The organism is Sphingomonas sp. LY54 (genome assembly GCF_035594035.1).
GTDB lineage: Bacteria > Pseudomonadota > Alphaproteobacteria > Sphingomonadales > Sphingomonadaceae > Allosphingosinicella.
The window spans coordinates 760,256-778,680 of the sequence record NZ_CP141588.1; the positions used below are offsets into that span (position 1 = coordinate 760,256).

Below are 18,425 nucleotides of genomic sequence, written 5' to 3' on the forward strand. Positions count from 1 at the left end.
TCTAACCCCCTGCCAGCGTATCGAGCTGGAGAATCGGGAGCAGGATCGACAGCACGATCAGCGCCACGACCACTCCCATGACAATGATGATCGCCGGCTCGAGCAGGGCCAGCGCCGTTGCGGTGAAGCCGTCGAATTCGCGTTCCAGATAATCGGCGGCGCGCTCGAGCATCGTGTCGAGCTTGCCGCTCGCCTCGCCGCTCGCCGCCAGATAGACGAGCAAGGGCGGGAACACGCCGGTTCGCTTCAGCGCCGCCGACAGGCTGCCGCCGGTGCGCACCGCCTCGGTGATGTCGGTCGAGGCCTTGCGCAGCACGCGGTTATGGACCGTTTCGGTGGTGAGCTTCAGCCCCTCCAGCAGCGGCAGCCGGCTCGCGACCATCGTCGACAGGGTCCGCGCCATGCGCGCCGCATTGAGGTCGCGGATCAGCCGGCCGATCAGCGGCAGTCGCAGCAGCCCGGCATCGAACCGCAGCCGCAGCGCCTCGTCGCGCAAGGCGCGCGCGCTGAGCAGGGCGATGCCGACAAGGGCGGCGAGCAGCAGCCACCACCAGGCGGCGAGAAATTCCGAAAGCGCAATCACGATCCGCGTCAGCAGCGGCAATTGCTGGCCGACGCCGTCAAATTGTTCGACCACTTTGGGCACAACGAACACCATCAGCGCCATCACGACGAAGCTGGCGACGAACGCGAGCACGACCGGGTAGGCGAGCGCGCTCAGCACCTTGCCCCGGACCAGCGCCTGCCGCTCGAGCAGGTCCGACAGCCGCTCCAGGATGTGCGCCAGCGTGCCCGAGGCTTCGCCGGCCGAGATCATGGCGCGGTAGAGCGGCGGGAAGCTCGCCGGCTCGCGGGCCATCGCCTGCGACAGCCGCCGCCCCTCCAGCACCGCGGCGTGGACGGCGATCAGGATGCGGCGGACATGCTCCTGCTCCGCCTGCCGCCCGATCGTGCGCAACGCCTCCTCGAGCGGGCTGACCTGAACCAGGGTGGCGAGCTGGCGCGTGAACAGGGTCAATTGCTTGGCGGAAAGCTTGCGCCGCCGGCCTAGGCCCAGCCCGGCCGAAAGCAGCGGCCGCTCGCTCCTGGCGGTGCCGGGCGCCAGGCGGACGACGAACAGGCTGCGCGCCGACAGAAGGTCGCGCGCCTCGTCGATGCCCGGCGCGCTCACGCTGCCGCGGCGCTCGCGCCCGGCCGTGTCGACTGCCAGATAGTCGAAGCTAGACATTTTCGGCCTCGCGCCGCGAGATCCGGATCGCTTCCTCGGCGGTGGTCACGCCCTGCTCCACCAAGGCCCGCGCCGCCGACCCCAGATTCTGCGCGTTGCGGAAGGCATGGCTGGAGATCACGGCCTCGTCGGCTCCGGAGTTGATCAGGCGGCGGATCGTGTCGTCGATGCGGACGGCCTCGAACACGCCGATGCGGCCCTTATACCCGCTATTTCCGCACTCGGCGCAACCCCGGGCTTCGTGAATTACGGTACCGCTGTCGAAGCCGAGCAGAGCGCAAACCGAGCCGGAGGCCGCCACCGGCACCTGGCAGCTTGGGCAGAGTCTTCTGACCAGTCTTTGGGCGATGACGGCTCTGAGGGAGGAAGCGAGGAGGAAGGGTTCGATTTTCATGTCGCGCAGGCGGGTGATGGCGCCGATCGCGTCGTTGGTGTGGACGGTGGAGAGGACGAGGTGGCCGGTCAAGGAGGCCTGGACGGCGATGTCGGCGGTCTCGCGGTCGCGGATCTCGCCGACCATGACGACGTCGGGGTCCTGGCGCAGGATCGCGCGCAGCCCGCTGGCGAAGGTGAAGCCGACCTTGGCGTTGACCTGGGTCTGGCCGACGCCGTCGACCGCATATTCGACCGGGTCCTCGACGGTGAGGATGTTGCGCGCGCCGTCGTTCAGTTGCTTGAGGCCCGCATAGAGCGTGGTGGTCTTGCCCGATCCGGTCGGGCCGGTGACGAGCACGATGCCGTTGGGCTCGGCGAGAGCGGCGCGGTAGAGCTGGTCGATCGCCGGCGGCATGCCGAGCAGTTCGAGCGATATGCCGGCCTTGTCCTTGTCGAGGATGCGCAGCACGACCCGCTCGCCGGCCCGGCTCGGCAGCGTCGAGACGCGCACGTCGAGAAGCTTGCCGCCGAGGCTGAGGCCGATGCGGCCGTCCTGGGGCACGCGCCGCTCGGCGATGTCGAGGCGCGCCATCACCTTGATGCGGCTGACGATCACCGGCGCGACATGGGGCGGCATGCGCAAAGTCTCGCGCAGCACGCCGTCGATCCGCATCCGCACGACGAGCCCGGTCTCATAGGGCTCGACATGGATGTCGGAGACGCCCTGGCGGGCGGCGTCGGCGATGATGCCGTTGATGAGGCGGATGGCGGGCGCGTCGTCGGCGCTGTCGAGCAAATCGTCGGCACTGGGAAGGTCGCCGGCGATGAGGCCGAGCTCGTCGCCAAGGCCGAGCGATCCCGCCGCATGCGCCGCCGCTTCGCCGTCCATCGCATAGCGCTCGGAGAGGATGCGGTCGAACGCCTCTTCCGCCACGAACGCGAGGTCGAACGACCGCGCCAGATAGCGCCGCACCTCGATCAAGGCGCGCGGATCGCCGCCTTGGCGCAGCGCCACCTGGAGCCGCCCGTCCTGCTCGCCGGTCAGAGCGACGCCGAAGCGCTTGGCAAAGCCGTAGGGAATGTTGATCGGCAGCGGGGTCGATGGGCCCGCAATTTCCTCGCTCATCGCGCGCCCTCTGCGGCCGGCGTTACGGCCGGCGCGTAGAGCGCGGGATCGAGCGGCGCCGGCACGGCCGGCGGCTGCCCGGGCGGGGTGACGCCCATATATTCGCGCAAAAGCTCGTCGAGGCTCGGCTCGGCATCCGGGTTCTGCAGATATTGGCGGCCGCGTATGTAGCCGTAGCGGCGGTCGGTCATCGCCCGCGCGTCGGCCGCCGAGCGCAGGATGGTCGGCCGGATGAACACCATCAGGTTCGTCTTGGCGCGCGCCTTGCCCTTGGATTTGAACAAATTGCCGAGCACCGGCAGGTCGCCGAGGAACGGGATCTTCTCGATCGTGCGCCGCTCATTGTCGTCGAGCAGCCCGCCAATGCCGACGATCTCGCCATCATCGACCGTGATCGTCGTCTCGATCTCGCGCTTGTTGAGGATCAGATCGGAAAAATCGCGCGACACCGGCCCGGCGATCGAGCTCACCTCTTGCCTCAGGTCGAGCTTGATCGTGCCGCCGGCATTGATCTGCGGTTTGACCTCCAGCGAGATGCCGACATTCTGGCGCTGGACGGTGCGGAAGGCGTTGTCGAAATTGTCCGACAAGGCCTCGCCGGTCGTGATCGGGATCTCCTGGCCGACCAGGATCCGCGCCTCCTGATTGTCGAGCGTCATGATCGAGGGCGTCGAGAGGATGTTCGACTGGTTGTCGGACTGGACCGCGTTGATGATCGCCCCGAATATCTCGCGGCCGCTGCGCAAGGCGAAGCCGCCGAGGCCGCCGGTCGCGCCGAGCAGCTCGGCCGCCGCCGCCTGCTGCAGCGTGTCGGCGAGCCCGCTATTCTGGGTGGTGGTGACGACCTGGCCGTTGACCGTGGTCGTCGTCCGCCGCAGCCGCTCGGCCGCCACCGCGCCCGCGATCGGCAGGATGTTGGGCGAGGCGTTGGAATAATTGGTGACCGCGAACGGGATGTTGCTCCCCTCCAGCCCCGCCATCAGCAATTGCACGCCAAGCTGCTTGGCGGCCGTGTCGGAAATCTCGACGATGATCGCCTCGACCAGCACCTGCGCGCGGCGCGTGTCCAGCTGGCGGATGACCGCGCCCAATTGCCGCTGGACGTCGGCCGGGGCGGCGATGACGATCGCATTGGCGCCCTCGAACCGCGTCACCACCGTAGTCTTGTTGCCGAACACGCTCGCCCCGCTCGCCGCGGCGGCAGCCGCCGCGGGCGGAGGCGGCGGCGGCGACGTGCCGCCGCTGCGGGAATTGTTGGCATTGCCGCTGGTCCGCGCCAGCCCCTGCGAGCGCGCCGGGGTCGGCGCCTGGCCGAGCAATTGCTGGATCACCGGCAGCAATTGCTCGGCGTCGGCATGTTCGAGGAACACCACGCGCAATTCGGTGCCGCTGGCCGCGCGCGCGTCGAGGTCGCGCGCCATCTCGACGAGCCGCGCCACGGTGGCCGCATCGCCCCTGAGCGCGATCGCATTGGCGCTGTCGACCGCCACCACCGACACCTTGGCATCGGGCCCGACCAGCGCGCCCAGCGCCTCGGCGATCTCGCGCGCGCCGGCATTGTCCAGCGCCAGCGTTCGCGTTGACGCAGTGTCGCGGTCGATCCCGGCCAATATGCCGCGGATGCGCGCGATATTGTCGGCAAAGTCGGCCACCACCAGCGAATTGCGGTTGGCGGTCACCGAGCCGTCCTTGCTGACCAGAGGCCGCACCGTCTCGGCCGCCGAAGCGGCATCGATATGGCGCAGCCGGAAAATCTCGGTGACGAAGCTGCTCGGGCTCGCCGCCCGCCGCCCGGCCGAGCCCGACGAGGCAGCGCCGGCCGCCGGCTGGACGCGAAGCCCGCCGCCCGCAATCGGCACCGCCACCAGCCCGTTGGCGCGCAGGGTCGACAGGAACAACTCGAAATATTCCGAGCGCGACAAGGGCCGCTGCGTCACCACCGACACCTTGCCCTGCACCCCGCCGTCGATCACGATCGCCCGACCCGTCACCCGCGCCGCATCCTCGATGAACGCCCGAATGTCCGCATCGCGCAGGTTCAAAACATATTGCGACCACGCCGGCGAAACCGGCGCCGCAACCAGCGCCAACGCCACAAACCAACCACGAAACTTCATTGCGGGGCACCATCCTTGGCAGCGGCCGGGGCCGTAACGGGCGCCGCAGGCGCGGACGCGGGCACGCCGACGACCACGGGCGCGGACGAAGATTGATCGAGGAACAGGCGCTCGGGCGTGCCGCCGCGCGAAACGACGACATGATCGAAGCCGACCGCGGTCAAAGTCGCGCCGGGAGCGATCTCGTCGCCGATCGCGAAGCTGCGCTGAGCGCCGTCCGGCGTGGCGATGATCGCCGAGCCGCCGCCCGACGCGCGATTCTCGCTGACGCCGTGGAGCTTGAGATCGAGCGCGGTGACCGCGACCGGGCCGGCTTCGGCGAGGCGGAAGAACGGATCGAACCCGGTCGTCGCACCCGCGACGGCCGGTGCGGGCTTGGCAACGCCTTCCGCCTGCCAAGCGCCGACCGGCCCGACTGGCGCCAGCGCCGTCCATACCAGGCGGGCGCATTGCAGCGCGATCAGCGCCAGGAGCAGCAGCTCGAGCGCGGAATAGGCCGTCTGGTGGGGGACCCGACGCAACAGGCGGCGGGCGACCGGATTGAGAGCGATACGCATGAAGTCTCCTGGACGGCCTGCGATTAGGCCGCGTGGATGACGGTTCGATGCTAATCTTGTGACAGGTCCGTGACAGCCCGTCCGTGCCGCCGATCGGCCCGTACCGATCCGCGCCAAACGAAAAAGCCGCGCACCCCGGATCCGGGACGCGCGGCCGCGATATGCACGGGAAATCCGGGCGGCGCACTGGGGGGCGCCGCCCGGACCTTACCCGCTAGAACCTCAAGCCGAGGCCGAGCGAGAAGCTGGTGCCGAGATCATATTCGTTGTTGGTGATCCGGATTTCGTCCTGCTGATATTCCGAGAATTTCGTGCCGAGCAGGTTGCGCGCCTCGAACTTCAGCTCGAGTTCCGCGCCGAACAGCTCGATCCCCTCGCGGGCGACGAAGTCGAGCCGCAGGCCCGGCTTCTCGACGATGTCGGCCTGACGGATCGAACCGAGCACCGGGCCGCGATTGGTGACGCGGTTGCTGGCATAGGTGACCAGTAAGGTCTGCTGCGACAGGCGGTCGGTATTCTCGAGGCCGAACTGGAGGTTGGCGATATGCTTGGACTGGCCGGTCAGCGGATCGCCGTCGCCGAACACTTCCGACGCCGGGCGGAAGCCGCGATTGTCGTTGAGCAGCGTCTGGTCGCCGTCCTTCACCTTCAGCTTGGAGTCGCTGTAGGTATAGTTGGCGATCGCCACCGCCCGCCGCGCCGCGAAGAAGTCCCCGCCGAGGCCCTCGAGCGGGAAATATTTCTGAAGCTCGACCTCGACGCCGTAGAGATCGGCCTTGGGCGCGTTGGCGAAGGTCGTCTGAAGCGTGCCGCCGCCGGCGAAGGCCGCGACCGCCTCGATCGGATTGTCGATCCGCTTGAAGAAGCCGGCGACGCTGAAGCGCTGGTCGCGGCCGAAATACCATTCGTAGCGGGCTTCGGCGTTGAGCAATTCGCTGTCGATCAGGAACGGATTGCCGACGAACTGGCGGTCCGAATCGATGTCGAGATAGATTTGCGGCGCCAGCTCGCGGAACTGCGGCCGGGCCAGCGTCTTCGACGCGTTGAAGCGCAGCTGCATGTCCTCGGCGAAGTTCCAGGTCACGGTCGCCGCGGGCAGGAAGTAGCTCTTATGCAGCGGCCGCGTCTGGACGAGACCGCCCTGGTTGAACAGGTCGATCTGGGTAACGCCCTGGACGCCGTCCTCGTAGCGCACGCCGCCGCTGAAGCGGACGCCGTCGACCGGCTCGGCGGTGAGCTGGAGGTAGGTGCCGAACACCTCGAGATCCGCTTCATAGGCGGCGGCCCCGGCGAGCGCCGAGGTCTCCACCATCAGGATGTCGTAGGTGTAGATATTGTAGTCGGACAGCAGGTAATCGGGGCGCTGCTGCGAGACCGCGAGGTTCAGCGTGTTGGCCGGGCGGAACGCGAAGTCGCGCCGCGACGAGGTGCGCTTGGTGTTGAGGTAGGCGAGGCCGAAGCCGAGGCTGGCGTCGAACGGCGTCGGCAGATCGTAGCTGAAATCGGCGCCGAGATTGTAGACGTCCTCGTTGAGGTCACTGAACGAGATGCTCGCCGACTGGCCGGTCGCGGTCAGGTTGTTGACGTAGTCGTTGGCGTCGGTGCTGTAGGCGTAGCTGAACTCGCGCTCGTACGGGGACTCCCGCTGCGAGTTCGCATAGCCCGCGCGGATGTCCATCTTGACGAGGTCGAAGTCGAACTCGCCGACGAACTGGGTGTTGATCAGCTGGCGCTCGAACCAGGCGCTGCCCTGGCGGATGAGCTGCGGCGGCAGCGCCGGATCGGGGTCGCCGACCGACAGGCTGTAGCCCGAGGAAAGCCGCGCCTGCTTCAGCGTGTCGCGGATATAGAGGTTGGTCCAGCGCAGCTTGTGCTCGCCGATCTCGGCGCCGAGGCCGATCAGGCCGTTGACGACGATGCGGTTGTCCGAGCGCACCGAGCGGAAGTCGGTGGCGACCGTGTTGAGGCCGCCGGTCTGCTGGATCGCGTCGCGGGTGCGCCAGCTGTTGTTATAGCCGAAGCTGGCGATCAGGCCGACGCGGCTGTCGCCGATGTCCCACGATTTGCCGCCGCTGATATCGCCGGAGAAATTGGCCGGGATGTTCTTGTTGCGCTGAATGAGCGAGGTCGAGGCGTTGGCAAGGCCCGCCGCCATGTCCTGGATGTCGCGGCGGCTGAAGGTGGCGCCTTCGTTGATCAAGGTACCGCTGTTCATCGCCTGCTTGAGCAACGGCGGAATGTCGCGCGAACCGTCGTCGAAGCCGGTCCAGTCGGTGTCGCTGCCATAATAAGTGTAGCCGAGCTGGCCGGTGGTCTCGGTGTCGCCGCTGATGCTGCCGCCGATCGAGAGGAACGAATCCTCGGGGATCGCCGAGGTGGTGAGATTGATGACGCCGCCGCCGAACTCGCCGGGATAATTGACCGAATAGCTCTTCTGCACGACCGCGCTGGCGAGCACGCTGGTCGGGAAGATGTCGAGCGGGACGACGCGGCGCAGCGGCTCGGGCGACGGCAGAGCGAGGCCGTTGAGCAAAGCCAGCGAATAGCGGTCGCCGAGGCCGCGGACATAGACGTAGCCGTTGCCGACGACGCTGAGGCCGGTGACGCGCTGCAGCGCGCCGGCAATGTCGCCGTCGCCGGTGCGGGCGATATCCTCGGTCGACAGGACCGAGATGACCTGGGGCGTGGCGCGGACCGGCTGGGGGATGTAGCGGCCGGTGACGACGATGTCCTCGCCGCCGTCCATGCCGGGCGCGGAGATGTCGACCGACTCGTCCACCGGCTCCTGCGCCTGGGCGAGCGCGTCGCCGGTATCGGGCAGGCCCTGCTCGGCGACGTCCTGCGCGAGCGCGGCCGGCGTCCACAAGGCGGTGGTCAGGAGCAGCAAACTCCCCAGAGTAAGCGGCTTCGGCATTTTATCCCCCAAATCTCAAAGAACAAAGGAAGGGGGCGGCGGCCGAAGCCGCCGCCCGGAGCAAGGCAGATCGATCAGCTGGCGGTGTTGGCGGGAATGGCGGTGCAGGACGCGCCGCTGCCGAAATTGGCGTAGCCCGAGTCGCAGGTCCAGCCGCGATACCAGGTGTCGGAAGCGTCGCGGACGGCGCCGACATAGTTGGTGTTGGTGAAGAAGCCGCTGATCGACGACAGGTTGGTCACCGCCGGCCGAGCGGCTTCGCCGGCGCCGTTGACGAACAGGTTGGTCAGCGTCGAGACGAAGTTGGCGGCGTTGTTGGTACCGGCGTTGAAGGTCGGCGCCTCGAAATCGTCCGAGTCCGGATCGAACGCGGTCGGGCAGGAGAAGAGGACCGAGCTGAACACCGGTGCGCCGGCTTCGTCCTTGGCCGGATCGGCAGCCTGCACCGTCTGCGCCGTGTCGATATCGAGGCAGTTGGTCGGGCCGACGACGACGCCGTTGTACAAAGCGTAATCGGTGCCGCCGCGCAGCAGGATCGCGCTGCGGCCGGTGCGGCGCTGGATGAAGGTGAAGTTGGCGAGGCGGGTGTTCTGGCGCGGAGTCGCGTCGAACAGGCCGTCGTCGGTCGAGTCGGCCTCGATCATCGTGTCGCCGCTGGCGCCGGCCGCCTGGTCGCGCTGGATGGCGATGACGTACTGGATGAAGCCCTTGTAGCCGAAATCGGTGTCGAGGCTGTCATCGTCGGCGCCGGTGATGACGATGTTCTTCATATTGTGGCGACCGCCGAAAATCTCGATGCCGTCGTCGCCGCTGTTGTGGACCTGGAGGTACTGGATGTTGGTGCCCGAGCCGACGCCGCCGGTGGTGAGGCCCTGCAGCTCGTTGCCTTCGATCAGCGAGAAGCCGGTATAGCGGATCTGGACGTAGCGCAGCGAGCCGCTGCTGTCGGTCGGCACGTCGCCGCCGTAGAAGGCGTTGGCGCCCGGGCCCTCGACCAGCTTCTGGCAGCCGGCAGTGCCGCCGGCGACGCCGCCGTCGCAATTGCTGATCGGTGCGCGGCCGAGCATGACGATGCCGCCCCACTGGTTGCTGCTGGCGTCGGTCGCCGTGCCTTCGATGTTCTGGCGCGAGGTGAAGACGATCGGCTTGGTGGCGGTGCCTTCGGCGATCAGCTGCGAGCCGCGGTTGACGACGAGGAAGTCGGCGCCCGACGAGGCGAACACGACGACGCCCGGATCGACGGTCAGCGTGGCGGACGCGCCGCCCGCTGCGTTGCCGGCGCCGCCGATGTCGACGCCGACGTTCACGCGGCCGGCGATCGAGTAGATCGTGCCGGCAAGGTTGCGGAGCGAGAGGTTGCCACTGATCTGGTTGGGCAGGCGGCAGTTGCGGCGGTCGGCGATCACGCCGGCGTCGGTGGTGCCGTTCGGGCAGCTCGCGGCCGGGCCGGTCGGGGTCGGGTTGGGATTGGGGTTCGGGTTCGGATTGGGGTTAGCGCCGGGGCCGGGAACGACGATCACGCCTTCTCCGGGTGAAGCGACATCGTCCGCGCCGCAAGCGGCAAGCGGAATGACCGAGCTGATCAGAAGGATATTGCGGAGAAGAGACATCGGTAACCCCCTTGTGGAAACAAGTGTGAGACTCGGGCCGCGAAGGCGGCGCCGTTCCAGGGCGGAGCTAGGCCGATTCGATGATAGTATTGTTACAGATTCATATTCGATTTGATGGTGTCTAAAGAAACACGGGTCAGTAACAGTGGCGACTTATTCTTGTCACGGAACTGTTACAGTCGTTAATTCTTGAAACGGACCTTGGCTTTCATCCGTTGTCCGCCGCGTTCGAACTCGATTTCCGAGGTTTCGACGCTGGCGAGTTCCTCCGACATTCCGAACAGCCGCTCCTCGCCGTCCAGCGCCTGGCCGTTGACCGCAAGCAGCACGTCGCCTGGCCGGAGGCCGGCCTGGCCGAGGATCGGGAGGCGCGCGCCGGGCTTCACCACATAGCCGGTGACGTTGCCGCCGGCCTTGCGCGCCGCCATGCCGAGCCGGAAGGCGGTGGTGGCCTGGCGATGCGCCGCCGGGTTCGCGGGGACGGCCTGGGCGGCAGGTGCCGCGACCGGCGTCGCGCCGGCGGCGGGCGCGGCCCCGGCAAAGCGGTTGAGGTCGAGCCGGAGGTCGCCGCCCGGGCTGGCGAGCACGACATGGTCGACCGCCACCGACTTGAGGGTGAGCCCGGGCTGGAATTCGCGCCCGACCGGGACGGTGCGCTGGCTGCCGTCGGGCATGGCCAGGATCGCCGATCGGGCGAGCACGCCGCGCAGGACGAACGCATTGGCCGGTGCGGGCGCGGTGGCGGGCGGCAGCGGTCCGGAGGGTGGCGACGCGACGGGCAGCGGCGGGGCGGATGAGCCTGCGGCGCGGCTAGGATCGCCAAGCTCGACCGGCGCCATGTCCTCCGCCTCGTCCGCGCCGCCCGAAAGAATCGCCGCGAAGGCAAGGACGGCAGCCGCGCCGGCGCCGACGAAGAGTCGCTCGCGCGGCTGCAGGGCGGCGAAGCGCGCGCGGAGAAGGCGGGGGCCGGCCGGTCCAGTCATGGGGCCCGGCTAGGCCGACAGCATGACAAAGATGTGACTCGCCGGTCGGGCCGGCGCGGGCCGAGCGTCAATAGCGGGCGAGCAACCGCCGGGCGAGCGCATCGGTGGAGACGACCTCGCCGCTCCCGGTCTCCACCACGAAGTGGCGCGGCGACGCCAAAGCGAGCTGCCACGCGGCCCGGGCCTCCTCCCTGCGCCCCGTCTCCATATAGACGCGGCCCAGGTTGATCAGCCGGGCGGGATCGTCGGCCCGCACCGCGGCCGTGCGCATCAGCCCCTTCTCCGCGGTCGCCCAATCGTGTCGCGCGATCGCCGCGACGCCGAGCGTGCCGCGTTCGTAACCCTGCTCGACGAGCGAGGCCGACGGACTGGTCGCGCAGGCGGAAAGAGCCAATGTGGCGGCGGAAACGAGGATCGCAGGACGCATGGCGGACCCCTCAGGCAAAACGAACCAATTCTAGCGCCCAAGGTTACAGCAATATGACGGTACCGGCAAATAACGCCCGCCCCGCAAACGAAAAGGGGCGGCGAGCCTCGCGGCCGCCGCCCCCTTCCTTCGGGCGTCCTGTTCAGCGTGTGACGGCGACGCTTACAGGCGGACAGATGCGCCGATGTAGAAGGTTCGGCCGTAGCGCTCGTTCTGGGTCACCCAGTCGCGCACCCCGCCCTGATATTGCCGGGTCGGCTCGTCGGTCAGGTTCTGGCCTTCGGCGAAGAGGCGCAGATTGGGGGTGACGTCGAAGCCGATCTTGGCGTCGAGCCGGCGCAGATCGTCATTGTAGGCGTCGGTCAGCGCCTCGTCGCCGGCCGAGATCAGCGCGCGGCCGGTATGGTGGTAGGCGACCGACGCCTCGATCGGGCCCTTCTGGTAGAAAAGCTGGGCGCCCCACAGCAGCTTCGACTGCTCGGGGAAGTCGGTCGATCCGCGGTCGGGGCTGCGCAGATTGCCGTCGAGCAAGGTCAGGTTGAGGTTGAGGCCCAGCCCCGACAGCAGGCCCGGCAGGAAGGTGAATTGCTGCTGATAGGCCGCTTCCAGGCCGACGATGTCGCCCTTGTCCGCGTTCAGCGTCTGGCTGAAGTTGATGATGTCGTACGTCTCGCCGCCGAAGCTGCCGCCGTTGATCGTATAGCTCTGGCCGAAGATCGGGTTTTTGATGAACTTGGCGAAGGCGCCGAGCGTCAGCATGCCGCCGCGCGTGAAATACCATTCGCCCGAGACGTCGAACGCGTCGGCGACATAGGGCTTCAGCGCAGGGTTGCCGGTGCTGACGTTGAGTTCGCCGTCGCCGTCCACCGACACGCGGCCGCCGGGCGACAGGTCGGAATATTGCGGACGGCCGACGCTGCGCGAATAAGCGACGCGGAAGACGGTGTCGTCGGACGGGGTCATCCGCACCACCAGGCTCGGCAGAAAGTCGGTGTAGCTGCGCTTGCCGCTGGTCGGAGTCACGACGTCGCCCTCCAGCAGATAGCCGGTGATGCCGAGCTTGCTGTGCTCGACGCGCAGGCCCGCGGTCACGGCGACTTCGCCGAAGTCGAGATTGGCCATGGCGTAGCCGGCATAGACATCCTCATCGAGGATGAAGTCGCCGAGCGTGTCGTTGGCGAGCGTGGCGCTCCGGTCGAGCACGAACTGCGGCCCGCCCAGCCGGCCGTCGGTATAGGCGCGGATCAGGTCGGCATCGATCGAGGGCGAGAGGAAATAGGTGCGGCCGTCGCCAAGGTCGACGGTCACGTCGCCGCCGGAGAGCCCGGCCATGGTGAAGCGGTTGGCGGCGCTGCCGCGGCCATAGCTCGCGCTGGCGGAATCGAAGCTCTTGTCGGTGGTGCGGACGTTGCCGCCGACCTTGACGAAGCTGTCGCGGCCGAGGCCAAGCTTGCGGGTGAGGTCGACCCGGCCCTGCCAGCTCTTCTCCAGCCCGTATTCATCCTGCACGCCATGGGTGCGGAAACCGAGACCGTCGGGTCCGAGATAGCCGTTCACCGGCGTGACCGAATAGAGCTTCTCGGTGAAATCGACCGCGAGCGGGCCCGGCGAATTGCGGAACTGCCAGCTCTGGTTGGGCTCGATGACCTCGTTGCGGGTCCGCGCGACGCCGTAATCCACCGTCCAGTCGTCGCCGATCTCGCTGGTGCCGCCGGCCATCAGCGACAGCACCGATTTCTCCTTATATTCCAGCCGCAGGTCGTTGCGCTGGTCGGTCGTCGCCGCGACGCCGGTCACGCCGGCAGCGTCCCAGGCGATGTTGGAGAAATCGAGCCGCATGCGCTGGCGATATTCGTCCTCGGCGAACTTCGAATAGACGCCGCGCAGATAGAGCTGGGTCGCGTCGCCGCGCCAGTCGAGCGAGCCCGCCGCGCCGATCCGCTCGCGGCTCAGGCGATAGTCGGTATATTTGAGATTGGCCGGCACGCCGCCGCGCGCCGCCCGGGCGTCGGGCACCCAGTCGTCGGGATAGATGCCGTGGCTGGTGAAGGTGCGGTCGGCATAGCTCGCGCCGAGCAGGATGCCGAATTGCTCGTCGGCGCCGAAGCGGCCGCCGACGGTAATGTCGCCGCGGATCGGCTGGTCGCCCTTGCGCATCTCCTGATAGCCGATCTGGCCGTTCGCCTGGAGCGTGAAGGGCTTGGCGAAATCGAAGGCGGTCTGGGTGACGAGGTTGATCGCCGCGCCGATGCCCTGGCCGGGCAGGTCAGCGGTCTTGACCTTCGACACCTCGACCCGGTTGAGCAACTGGCCCGACAGGATGTCGAGCGGCAGCGCGCGCGTATTGCCGTCCGGGTTGCCGATCTCGAAGCCGTTCAGCGTGTAGCCGTTGAGGCTCGACGGAATGCCGCGCACGGCGACGTAGCGCCCCTCGCCCTGGTCATATTGCACGCCGACGCCGGGCAGGCGCTCGATCACCTCGGCGACGTTCTTGTCGGGCAGCTGGCCGATTTCGTCGGCGGCGGCGACGTCCATCAGGCCCAGCGCCTTGCGCTTCAGGTCGATCGACCGCTCCTGCTGGGCGCGCTGGCCGCTGATGACGATGTCCTCGCCAGCATCCAATTCGACGGGCGTCTGGGCCTGGGCGGCTTGGGCGATGAACAAAGCGGTGAAACTGGCGGTGGTAAGCAACAAACGCGACATGATGGACTTCCTTTCGTACTCGAGGGAGCCGATAGGACGCGCCCATGACGGATCGGTGACGGTGCCGCGACTTTCCCCCTTGAACGAAATCTATCGCGAGGCGATAAAACCGGCCCACTCAATGGCGCGACCGCACCGCTCATGACCAAGCCTCCCGCGCTCAGCGACAGCGACTATCGGATCCTCGCATCGGTGCGGGCGGAGCTGCGCAGCTTCGCGCATTTCACGGAGGAGGCGACGAGCCGGGTCGGCCTCACGCCGCAGCAGCACCAAATCCTGCTCGCGTTGCGCGCCGCCGAAGATGGCGCGCTCACTGTCGGCGAGCTCGCCGAGACCATGTTCCTGAAGCCGCACAGCGTTTCCGGAATGGCCGATCGGCTGGAGGCGGCGGGGCTGCTCGAGCGGGTGCGCGGCGAACAGGATCGCCGCCGCATCAGCCTCCGTCCCACCGCCGCCGCGCAAGACCTGCTCGCCTCGCTCGGCCAGGCGCACCGCGCCGAGCTGAAGCGCATCCGCCCGCTGCTCATCTCGCTCCTGTCGCAGCTCGAATAAGACTGGCGCCTACGCTCTCGGGTAGGTGAGCACGTCCCCCTCGGCCTTCGCGCCCGGCGTCATCTTGGCCGGCTCGACGCGGTCCTTGCCCATCAGGTGCAGGACCTCGTGGCCGCGGAGAAGGAGATAGTCGGCGATGATGCGCCGATGGCAGCGCCACCACACCGCCTCCGAGCACATGATTGCGCACGGCGCTTCGGCGCTCAGCGCGACGAGCCGGTCCAGCCCGGCGCGATAGTCGTCGGACAGCGCGTAATCGGCGTAATTGTGGAAGCTCTGATTGTCCCAGAAGCCATTGACCGCCGGATCGACCTGCTTCTCCCGCGCGCGCCGCCCGCCAAGCTCGGGAATGATCGTGTGGCGGATCTGCCAGTCCGCCAGCGTGTCCGGCAAGGTGTCGAGATTATATTGGGGATTGGTCCGCGACCGCGGGATGCTGCGGACGTCGACCAGATGCCGGACAGGGCCGGCGCGCAGCAATTCGACGAACTCCTCGATGCTCCGCGTCGAATGGCCGATCGTGTAGATCGGATTCTCTCCATCCCTCATCGGCTCGCCCCTTCGAGCGCGCGTCGCACCAGTCGTCGCAGCTCTGGAAGCACCTCGTCCTCGAACCACGGATTGTTCGCGGCCCAGATCCGCGAGCGCCACGACGGGTGCGGCAGCGGGAAATAGTCCGGCAGATAGGTTCGGAAATCCCGTACCCGATCGGTCATCCTGCCCGGCCCCAGCACCGCTTCCTGGGCGTAGGTCCCGACGAGAAGGGAGAGGCGGAGCGCAGGCATCTGCGCCAGCAGCTCCGGCCGCCACAGCCGCGCGCATTCCGGGCGCGGCGGGGCGTCGCCGCTCTGGCCGCGGCCGGGATAGCAGAAGCCCATCGGCAGGATGGCAATCCGCGCACTGTCGTAGAAGGTCGCCTCATCGATCCCCATCCATTCGCGTAGCCGATCGCCGGACGGGTCGGAGAAGGGCAGGCCCGAAGCGTGGACCTTGGTCCCCGGCGCCTGGCTCGCCACCAGCAAGCGCGCCGTCGGCGAGACCTGGAAGACCGGGCGCGGCCCGAGCGGCAGGTCGTCCGCGCACACGCGACAGGCGCGGACCTGCGCGACCAGCTCCTCGAACCCCGTCACGCGGTAGCCTTAGACACGGAGCCGATCGTCAAACAGATGCGCCCACTGTCAATGGCCATGTCTCGCGAGGACGACAGGCGGAGCCTCGGTTTGCGGCGCCTCGGCCTGCGGAACGGCCGCCTCGCTGACCGGGAACAGCAATTCGAACAGCGCTCCCTCCCCGACTTCGCTCGTGACCCTGACATATCCACCGACCTGCCGCATGCTGGCGCTCACCTGGGGCAATCCGAGGCCGGTGCCCTTCTCGCCCTTGGTCGTGAAATAGGGATCGAAGATCCGGTTCGCCACCTCCGGAGTCATGCCGATCCCGCTGTCGCGCACGCCGACGCTGACATAGCGTCCCGTCCGGTCCGGCGCGTCGTCGACAAGCGCGGTACACACGCGGATCACTCCGCCCTCAGGCATCGCGTCGCGCGCGTTCATCACCAAGTTGAGCAGGGCGGCGTTGAACCGGGGCGGATCGACGAAGCAATTGGGCAATCGGGGCGCGAGCGAGAACTCGACCTGGATCCCCGGCCCGGCGCCATATTTGACGAAGGTTTCGAGCGAGCCGAGCAGCTCGTTCAGATCGTCGGAATGCACGTCCGACTCCTTCCGCTTGCCGAAGGCGAGCATCCGCGACGTCAGCCGCGCACCCCGCGCCACGGCGTCCCGCGCTGCCTGCAGATAGGCCAAAGATGCGGCGGGGTCGGCGATGTTGCGCTCGGCCAGGCTGAGGCCGGAATCGATGATCGCCAGGATGTTGCGGATATCGTGGGCGATGCCGCCGGCCATCTCGCCCAGCGCGGCGAGCTTGATCGAGGCGCGCTCGCTCCGCACCCGTTCGCCGTCATCCGGCGGCGGCGGCCGCTCGATCCGGTCGAACGGGGCTGTGAAGCAGATCATGGCTCGCACCTTTCATGGCTCGGCAACGCCCTCGGTCGATAGCACAACCTCCGTCGCGTGTCACATTTTATATCGCGTCACGATATAGATAAGTGCGATACTTTTAAGCCGGATCGCGGCCCAGCCACGCGCTCAGCCCCGGGCAATTCTCGACATGGACGGCAGTGAGGTCGCACAATGTGCCGCTCTCGTCCGGCCACAGGATCGTCTGGCCGGCCCGCAGGCCGATCAGGCCGGCGCCGACCGATCCGGTGATCGGCAGCGCGTAATCGGGCCGGTGTATCGAGGGGTGAAGCAGCTGGCAGAATTGCTTCTGCCCCCCGTCGAACAGATATTCGAGGAAGCTGTTCATCGCCACGGTGTCGCGCGGCAGCTTCGAGGCCGCCACGATCCGCGCGACGCGGAGCTTGCGCAGCAGGAGCGAGGAGGTCACGTCGTCGTCGATCATGAGCGCCATTGTCCGCAGATAATGGACCTGGCTTTCGGAAATGGTCAGCTCGACGTCCTTGTGGAGCGCCGACCAGATGCCTCCGAGGCTGTCCGCGAGCGAGGGCTGAAGCAAGGGCTGCATGGCACTCACCTCCCCGACAGCGGTTGATGGGAAGCCGCCTCGCCCCGCTCACTCTCGCGGCGGGCCGAAAGCCGCGTCGTCTGCGCCACTTCGCTGATGCGGCGCGCCATGGCGCGCGCGCGTGGGAAGGTCGTGGCCTCGAGCTCGCGAAAGGCGGGATCGGACGAGAAGAACTTGAAGCCGCCGGGCACCCGCACGGCCAGGCCGACCACTTTCCTGTCGGCCTCCACCACGAACCTGTCGCCAGACATAACATCTCCGAGCATCTCAAAGGGACGATCCCGAGAAGGCGCCGTGGCCCGCGCAGATGCGCTGCGACGGAGGATTGCGCTGGTTCTCGGATGAGCGGGAATGGCTTCCCCGCAGCGGACGGGGCGGCCCCGTCGCTAGCCCCAGGGCCTCACGCTCAGCCGGTGCGGCGAGCGGGCCCGGGGCCTAATATCGTGCTGTGCTGCTGCCCGGATGCAGCTCGGGATGCCCGATCTGGAGACGTTCTACCATACCACGGACGATATGGCCCGCCGATCCGGCAAGTCAAGCTGACGTCCCCCCGCCGACCGGCGCCTTCCCCTTCCCGCCGGGGGCACAGGTTGACACTGTGCTTTGGGTAGCTACATCATAGGGCATGCACGGTTTTTCACATTTCTGTCGATTCCGTGTCCACTCGGGCCAACTGCTCGCAGGCGCCTAGCCCCAGGCCCAACTCCGCTGAAGCGTTGAGCGGTCTGGGGGGAAATCGAAAGGGTCATCGAATGCCGCGCCGATGCGCGCATCGATCCTCCAAGTTCCGCAACTCCGACGGCAGAAAACATCATGCAGGATACTGCAACCAAAGCGCGCTCCAAGAAGCCACCGCTTCACATCACCGAATCCGACTACGACGTCATCGCCGAGCTGGCGCACGTCATCGAGAAGCGCTCGCCGGCGCTTTCGAAGCAGCTGGTCGATGAGATCGAGCGCGCCAAGGTCCATCCGGACGGCAAGCTGCCGGCTGATGTCGTCGCTTTGGGTTCCGAAGTGGAGTTCGTCGACGACAGCAACGGCACCCGGCGCAAGGTCCAGCTGGTGATGCCGTCCGAGGCGGATATCGAGGCCGGCCGCATCTCGATCCTGACGCCGGTCGGCGCCGGGCTGATCGGCATGAGCGCGGGTCGCGAGATCAACTGGCCCTGCCCCGACGGCCGTCCGCGCAAGCTCAAGATCCTGCAGGTCACACAGAAGCCCTGATCGCGGTCCGCCGCGCGCTT

At 67.6% G+C, this 18,425-nt stretch carries 16 protein-coding genes; 2 read left to right on the forward strand and 14 right to left on the reverse strand.

Going from position 1 to position 18,425, the window contains the following annotated elements; all coding sequences use genetic code 11:
- Position 1: 1 nt before the first annotated feature.
- The 9 genes from gspF to SH591_RS03855 form a co-directional block, all read right to left on the reverse strand.
- Positions 2 to 1,228, reverse strand: a complete 1,227-nt coding sequence (gspF, locus tag SH591_RS03815; protein ID WP_324750597.1) for a type II secretion system inner membrane protein GspF — start codon at positions 1,226 to 1,228, stop codon at positions 2 to 4.
- On the reverse strand, positions 1,221 to 2,729 hold the full coding sequence (locus SH591_RS03820) for a GspE/PulE family protein (RefSeq protein WP_324750598.1): 1,509 nt from the start codon (positions 2,727 to 2,729) through the stop codon (positions 1,221 to 1,223). Before SH591_RS03820 ends, gspF begins: the two co-directional genes overlap by 8 nt.
- Positions 2,726 to 4,846 carry a type II secretion system secretin GspD gene (gene gspD, locus SH591_RS03825; protein WP_324750599.1) on the reverse strand — a complete coding sequence of 707 codons (2,121 nt, stop codon included), beginning with the start codon at positions 4,844 to 4,846 and terminating at the stop codon, positions 2,726 to 2,728. The genes SH591_RS03820 and gspD overlap by 4 nt, the downstream gene beginning before the upstream one ends.
- Positions 4,843 to 5,403, reverse strand: a complete 561-nt coding sequence (locus SH591_RS03830; protein WP_324750600.1) for a type II secretion system protein N — start codon at positions 5,401 to 5,403, stop codon at positions 4,843 to 4,845. Before SH591_RS03830 ends, gspD begins: the two co-directional genes overlap by 4 nt.
- A gap of 214 nt (positions 5,404 to 5,617) precedes the next feature.
- Positions 5,618 to 8,317 (reverse strand): TonB-dependent receptor domain-containing protein, encoded by a 2,700-nt coding sequence (locus SH591_RS03835; RefSeq protein WP_324750601.1) that lies wholly within the window; start codon positions 8,315 to 8,317, stop codon positions 5,618 to 5,620.
- 74 nt (positions 8,318 to 8,391) lie between these two features.
- On the reverse strand, positions 8,392 to 9,927 hold the full coding sequence (locus tag SH591_RS03840; RefSeq protein ID WP_324750602.1) for a hypothetical protein: 1,536 nt from the start codon (positions 9,925 to 9,927) through the stop codon (positions 8,392 to 8,394).
- A gap of 182 nt (positions 9,928 to 10,109) precedes the next feature.
- Positions 10,110 to 10,910, reverse strand: a complete 801-nt coding sequence (locus SH591_RS03845; RefSeq protein WP_324750603.1) for a type II secretion system protein N — start codon at positions 10,908 to 10,910, stop codon at positions 10,110 to 10,112.
- 67 nt (positions 10,911 to 10,977) lie between these two features.
- A complete protein-coding gene (locus SH591_RS03850; RefSeq protein ID WP_324750604.1) occupies positions 10,978 to 11,337 on the reverse strand; it encodes a hypothetical protein in 360 nt (119 codons plus the stop codon).
- A 162-nt stretch (positions 11,338 to 11,499) separates the two neighbouring features.
- A complete protein-coding gene (locus SH591_RS03855) occupies positions 11,500 to 14,040 on the reverse strand; it encodes a TonB-dependent receptor (RefSeq protein ID WP_324750605.1) in 2,541 nt (846 codons plus the stop codon).
- Between the two features lie 141 nt (positions 14,041 to 14,181).
- On the opposite strand from SH591_RS03855, the gene SH591_RS03860 reads away from it, so the two are divergent.
- Positions 14,182 to 14,592 carry a MarR family winged helix-turn-helix transcriptional regulator gene (locus tag SH591_RS03860; protein WP_324750606.1) on the forward strand — a complete coding sequence of 137 codons (411 nt, stop codon included), beginning with the start codon at positions 14,182 to 14,184 and terminating at the stop codon, positions 14,590 to 14,592.
- Positions 14,593 to 14,601: 9 nt separating this feature from the next.
- Here the strand turns inward: SH591_RS03860 and SH591_RS03865 are convergent, their stop codons facing one another.
- The 5 genes from SH591_RS03865 to SH591_RS03885 form a co-directional block, all read right to left on the reverse strand.
- A complete protein-coding gene (locus SH591_RS03865; protein WP_324750607.1) occupies positions 14,602 to 15,141 on the reverse strand; it encodes a DUF488 domain-containing protein in 540 nt (179 codons plus the stop codon).
- Positions 15,138 to 15,722, reverse strand: a complete 585-nt coding sequence (locus tag SH591_RS03870; RefSeq protein ID WP_324750608.1) for a uracil-DNA glycosylase family protein — start codon at positions 15,720 to 15,722, stop codon at positions 15,138 to 15,140. The genes SH591_RS03865 and SH591_RS03870 overlap by 4 nt, the downstream gene beginning before the upstream one ends.
- A gap of 48 nt (positions 15,723 to 15,770) precedes the next feature.
- A complete protein-coding gene (locus SH591_RS03875) occupies positions 15,771 to 16,607 on the reverse strand; it encodes a two-component system sensor histidine kinase NtrB (protein ID WP_324750609.1) in 837 nt (278 codons plus the stop codon).
- A gap of 103 nt (positions 16,608 to 16,710) precedes the next feature.
- The gene (locus SH591_RS03880) at positions 16,711 to 17,178 is read right to left on the reverse strand and encodes a GreA/GreB family elongation factor (RefSeq protein ID WP_322831657.1); all 468 of its coding nucleotides are present in this window, start codon (positions 17,176 to 17,178) and stop codon (positions 16,711 to 16,713) included.
- 5 nt (positions 17,179 to 17,183) lie between these two features.
- Positions 17,184 to 17,429: a hypothetical protein gene (locus SH591_RS03885; protein WP_324750610.1), complete on the reverse strand. Its 246-nt coding sequence runs from the start codon at positions 17,427 to 17,429 to the stop codon at positions 17,184 to 17,186.
- A 562-nt stretch (positions 17,430 to 17,991) separates the two neighbouring features.
- Here SH591_RS03885 and rnk point away from each other — a divergent pair.
- Positions 17,992 to 18,405 (forward strand): nucleoside diphosphate kinase regulator, encoded by a 414-nt coding sequence (gene rnk, locus SH591_RS03890; RefSeq protein ID WP_322831659.1) that lies wholly within the window; start codon positions 17,992 to 17,994, stop codon positions 18,403 to 18,405.
- The last annotated feature ends 20 nt before the right edge of the window (positions 18,406 to 18,425 follow it).

Coding starts and splice junctions, on each gene's coding strand:
- SH591_RS03875 (WP_324750609.1), bottom strand. CDS start 16,607: ATGATCTGCTTCACAGCCCCGTTCGACCGGATCGAGCGGCCGCCGCCG.
- SH591_RS03885 (WP_324750610.1), bottom strand. CDS start 17,429: ATGTCTGGCGACAGGTTCGTGGTGGAGGCCGACAGGAAAGTGGTCGGC.
- SH591_RS03845 (WP_324750603.1), bottom strand. CDS start 10,910: ATGACTGGACCGGCCGGCCCCCGCCTTCTCCGCGCGCGCTTCGCCGCC.
- SH591_RS03835 (WP_324750601.1), bottom strand. CDS start 8,317: ATGCCGAAGCCGCTTACTCTGGGGAGTTTGCTGCTCCTGACCACCGCC.
- gspD (WP_324750599.1), bottom strand. CDS start 4,846: ATGAAGTTTCGTGGTTGGTTTGTGGCGTTGGCGCTGGTTGCGGCGCCG.
- SH591_RS03855 (WP_324750605.1), bottom strand. CDS start 14,040: ATGTCGCGTTTGTTGCTTACCACCGCCAGTTTCACCGCTTTGTTCATC.
- SH591_RS03865 (WP_324750607.1), bottom strand. CDS start 15,141: ATGAGGGATGGAGAGAATCCGATCTACACGATCGGCCATTCGACGCGG.
- SH591_RS03880 (WP_322831657.1), bottom strand. CDS start 17,178: ATGCAGCCCTTGCTTCAGCCCTCGCTCGCGGACAGCCTCGGAGGCATC.
- SH591_RS03820 (WP_324750598.1), bottom strand. CDS start 2,729: ATGAGCGAGGAAATTGCGGGCCCATCGACCCCGCTGCCGATCAACATT.
- SH591_RS03830 (WP_324750600.1), bottom strand. CDS start 5,403: ATGCGTATCGCTCTCAATCCGGTCGCCCGCCGCCTGTTGCGTCGGGTC.
- rnk (WP_322831659.1), top strand. CDS start 17,992: ATGCAGGATACTGCAACCAAAGCGCGCTCCAAGAAGCCACCGCTTCAC.
- SH591_RS03860 (WP_324750606.1), top strand. CDS start 14,182: ATGACCAAGCCTCCCGCGCTCAGCGACAGCGACTATCGGATCCTCGCA.
- SH591_RS03840 (WP_324750602.1), bottom strand. CDS start 9,927: ATGTCTCTTCTCCGCAATATCCTTCTGATCAGCTCGGTCATTCCGCTT.
- SH591_RS03850 (WP_324750604.1), bottom strand. CDS start 11,337: ATGCGTCCTGCGATCCTCGTTTCCGCCGCCACATTGGCTCTTTCCGCC.
- gspF (WP_324750597.1), bottom strand. CDS start 1,228: ATGTCTAGCTTCGACTATCTGGCAGTCGACACGGCCGGGCGCGAGCGC.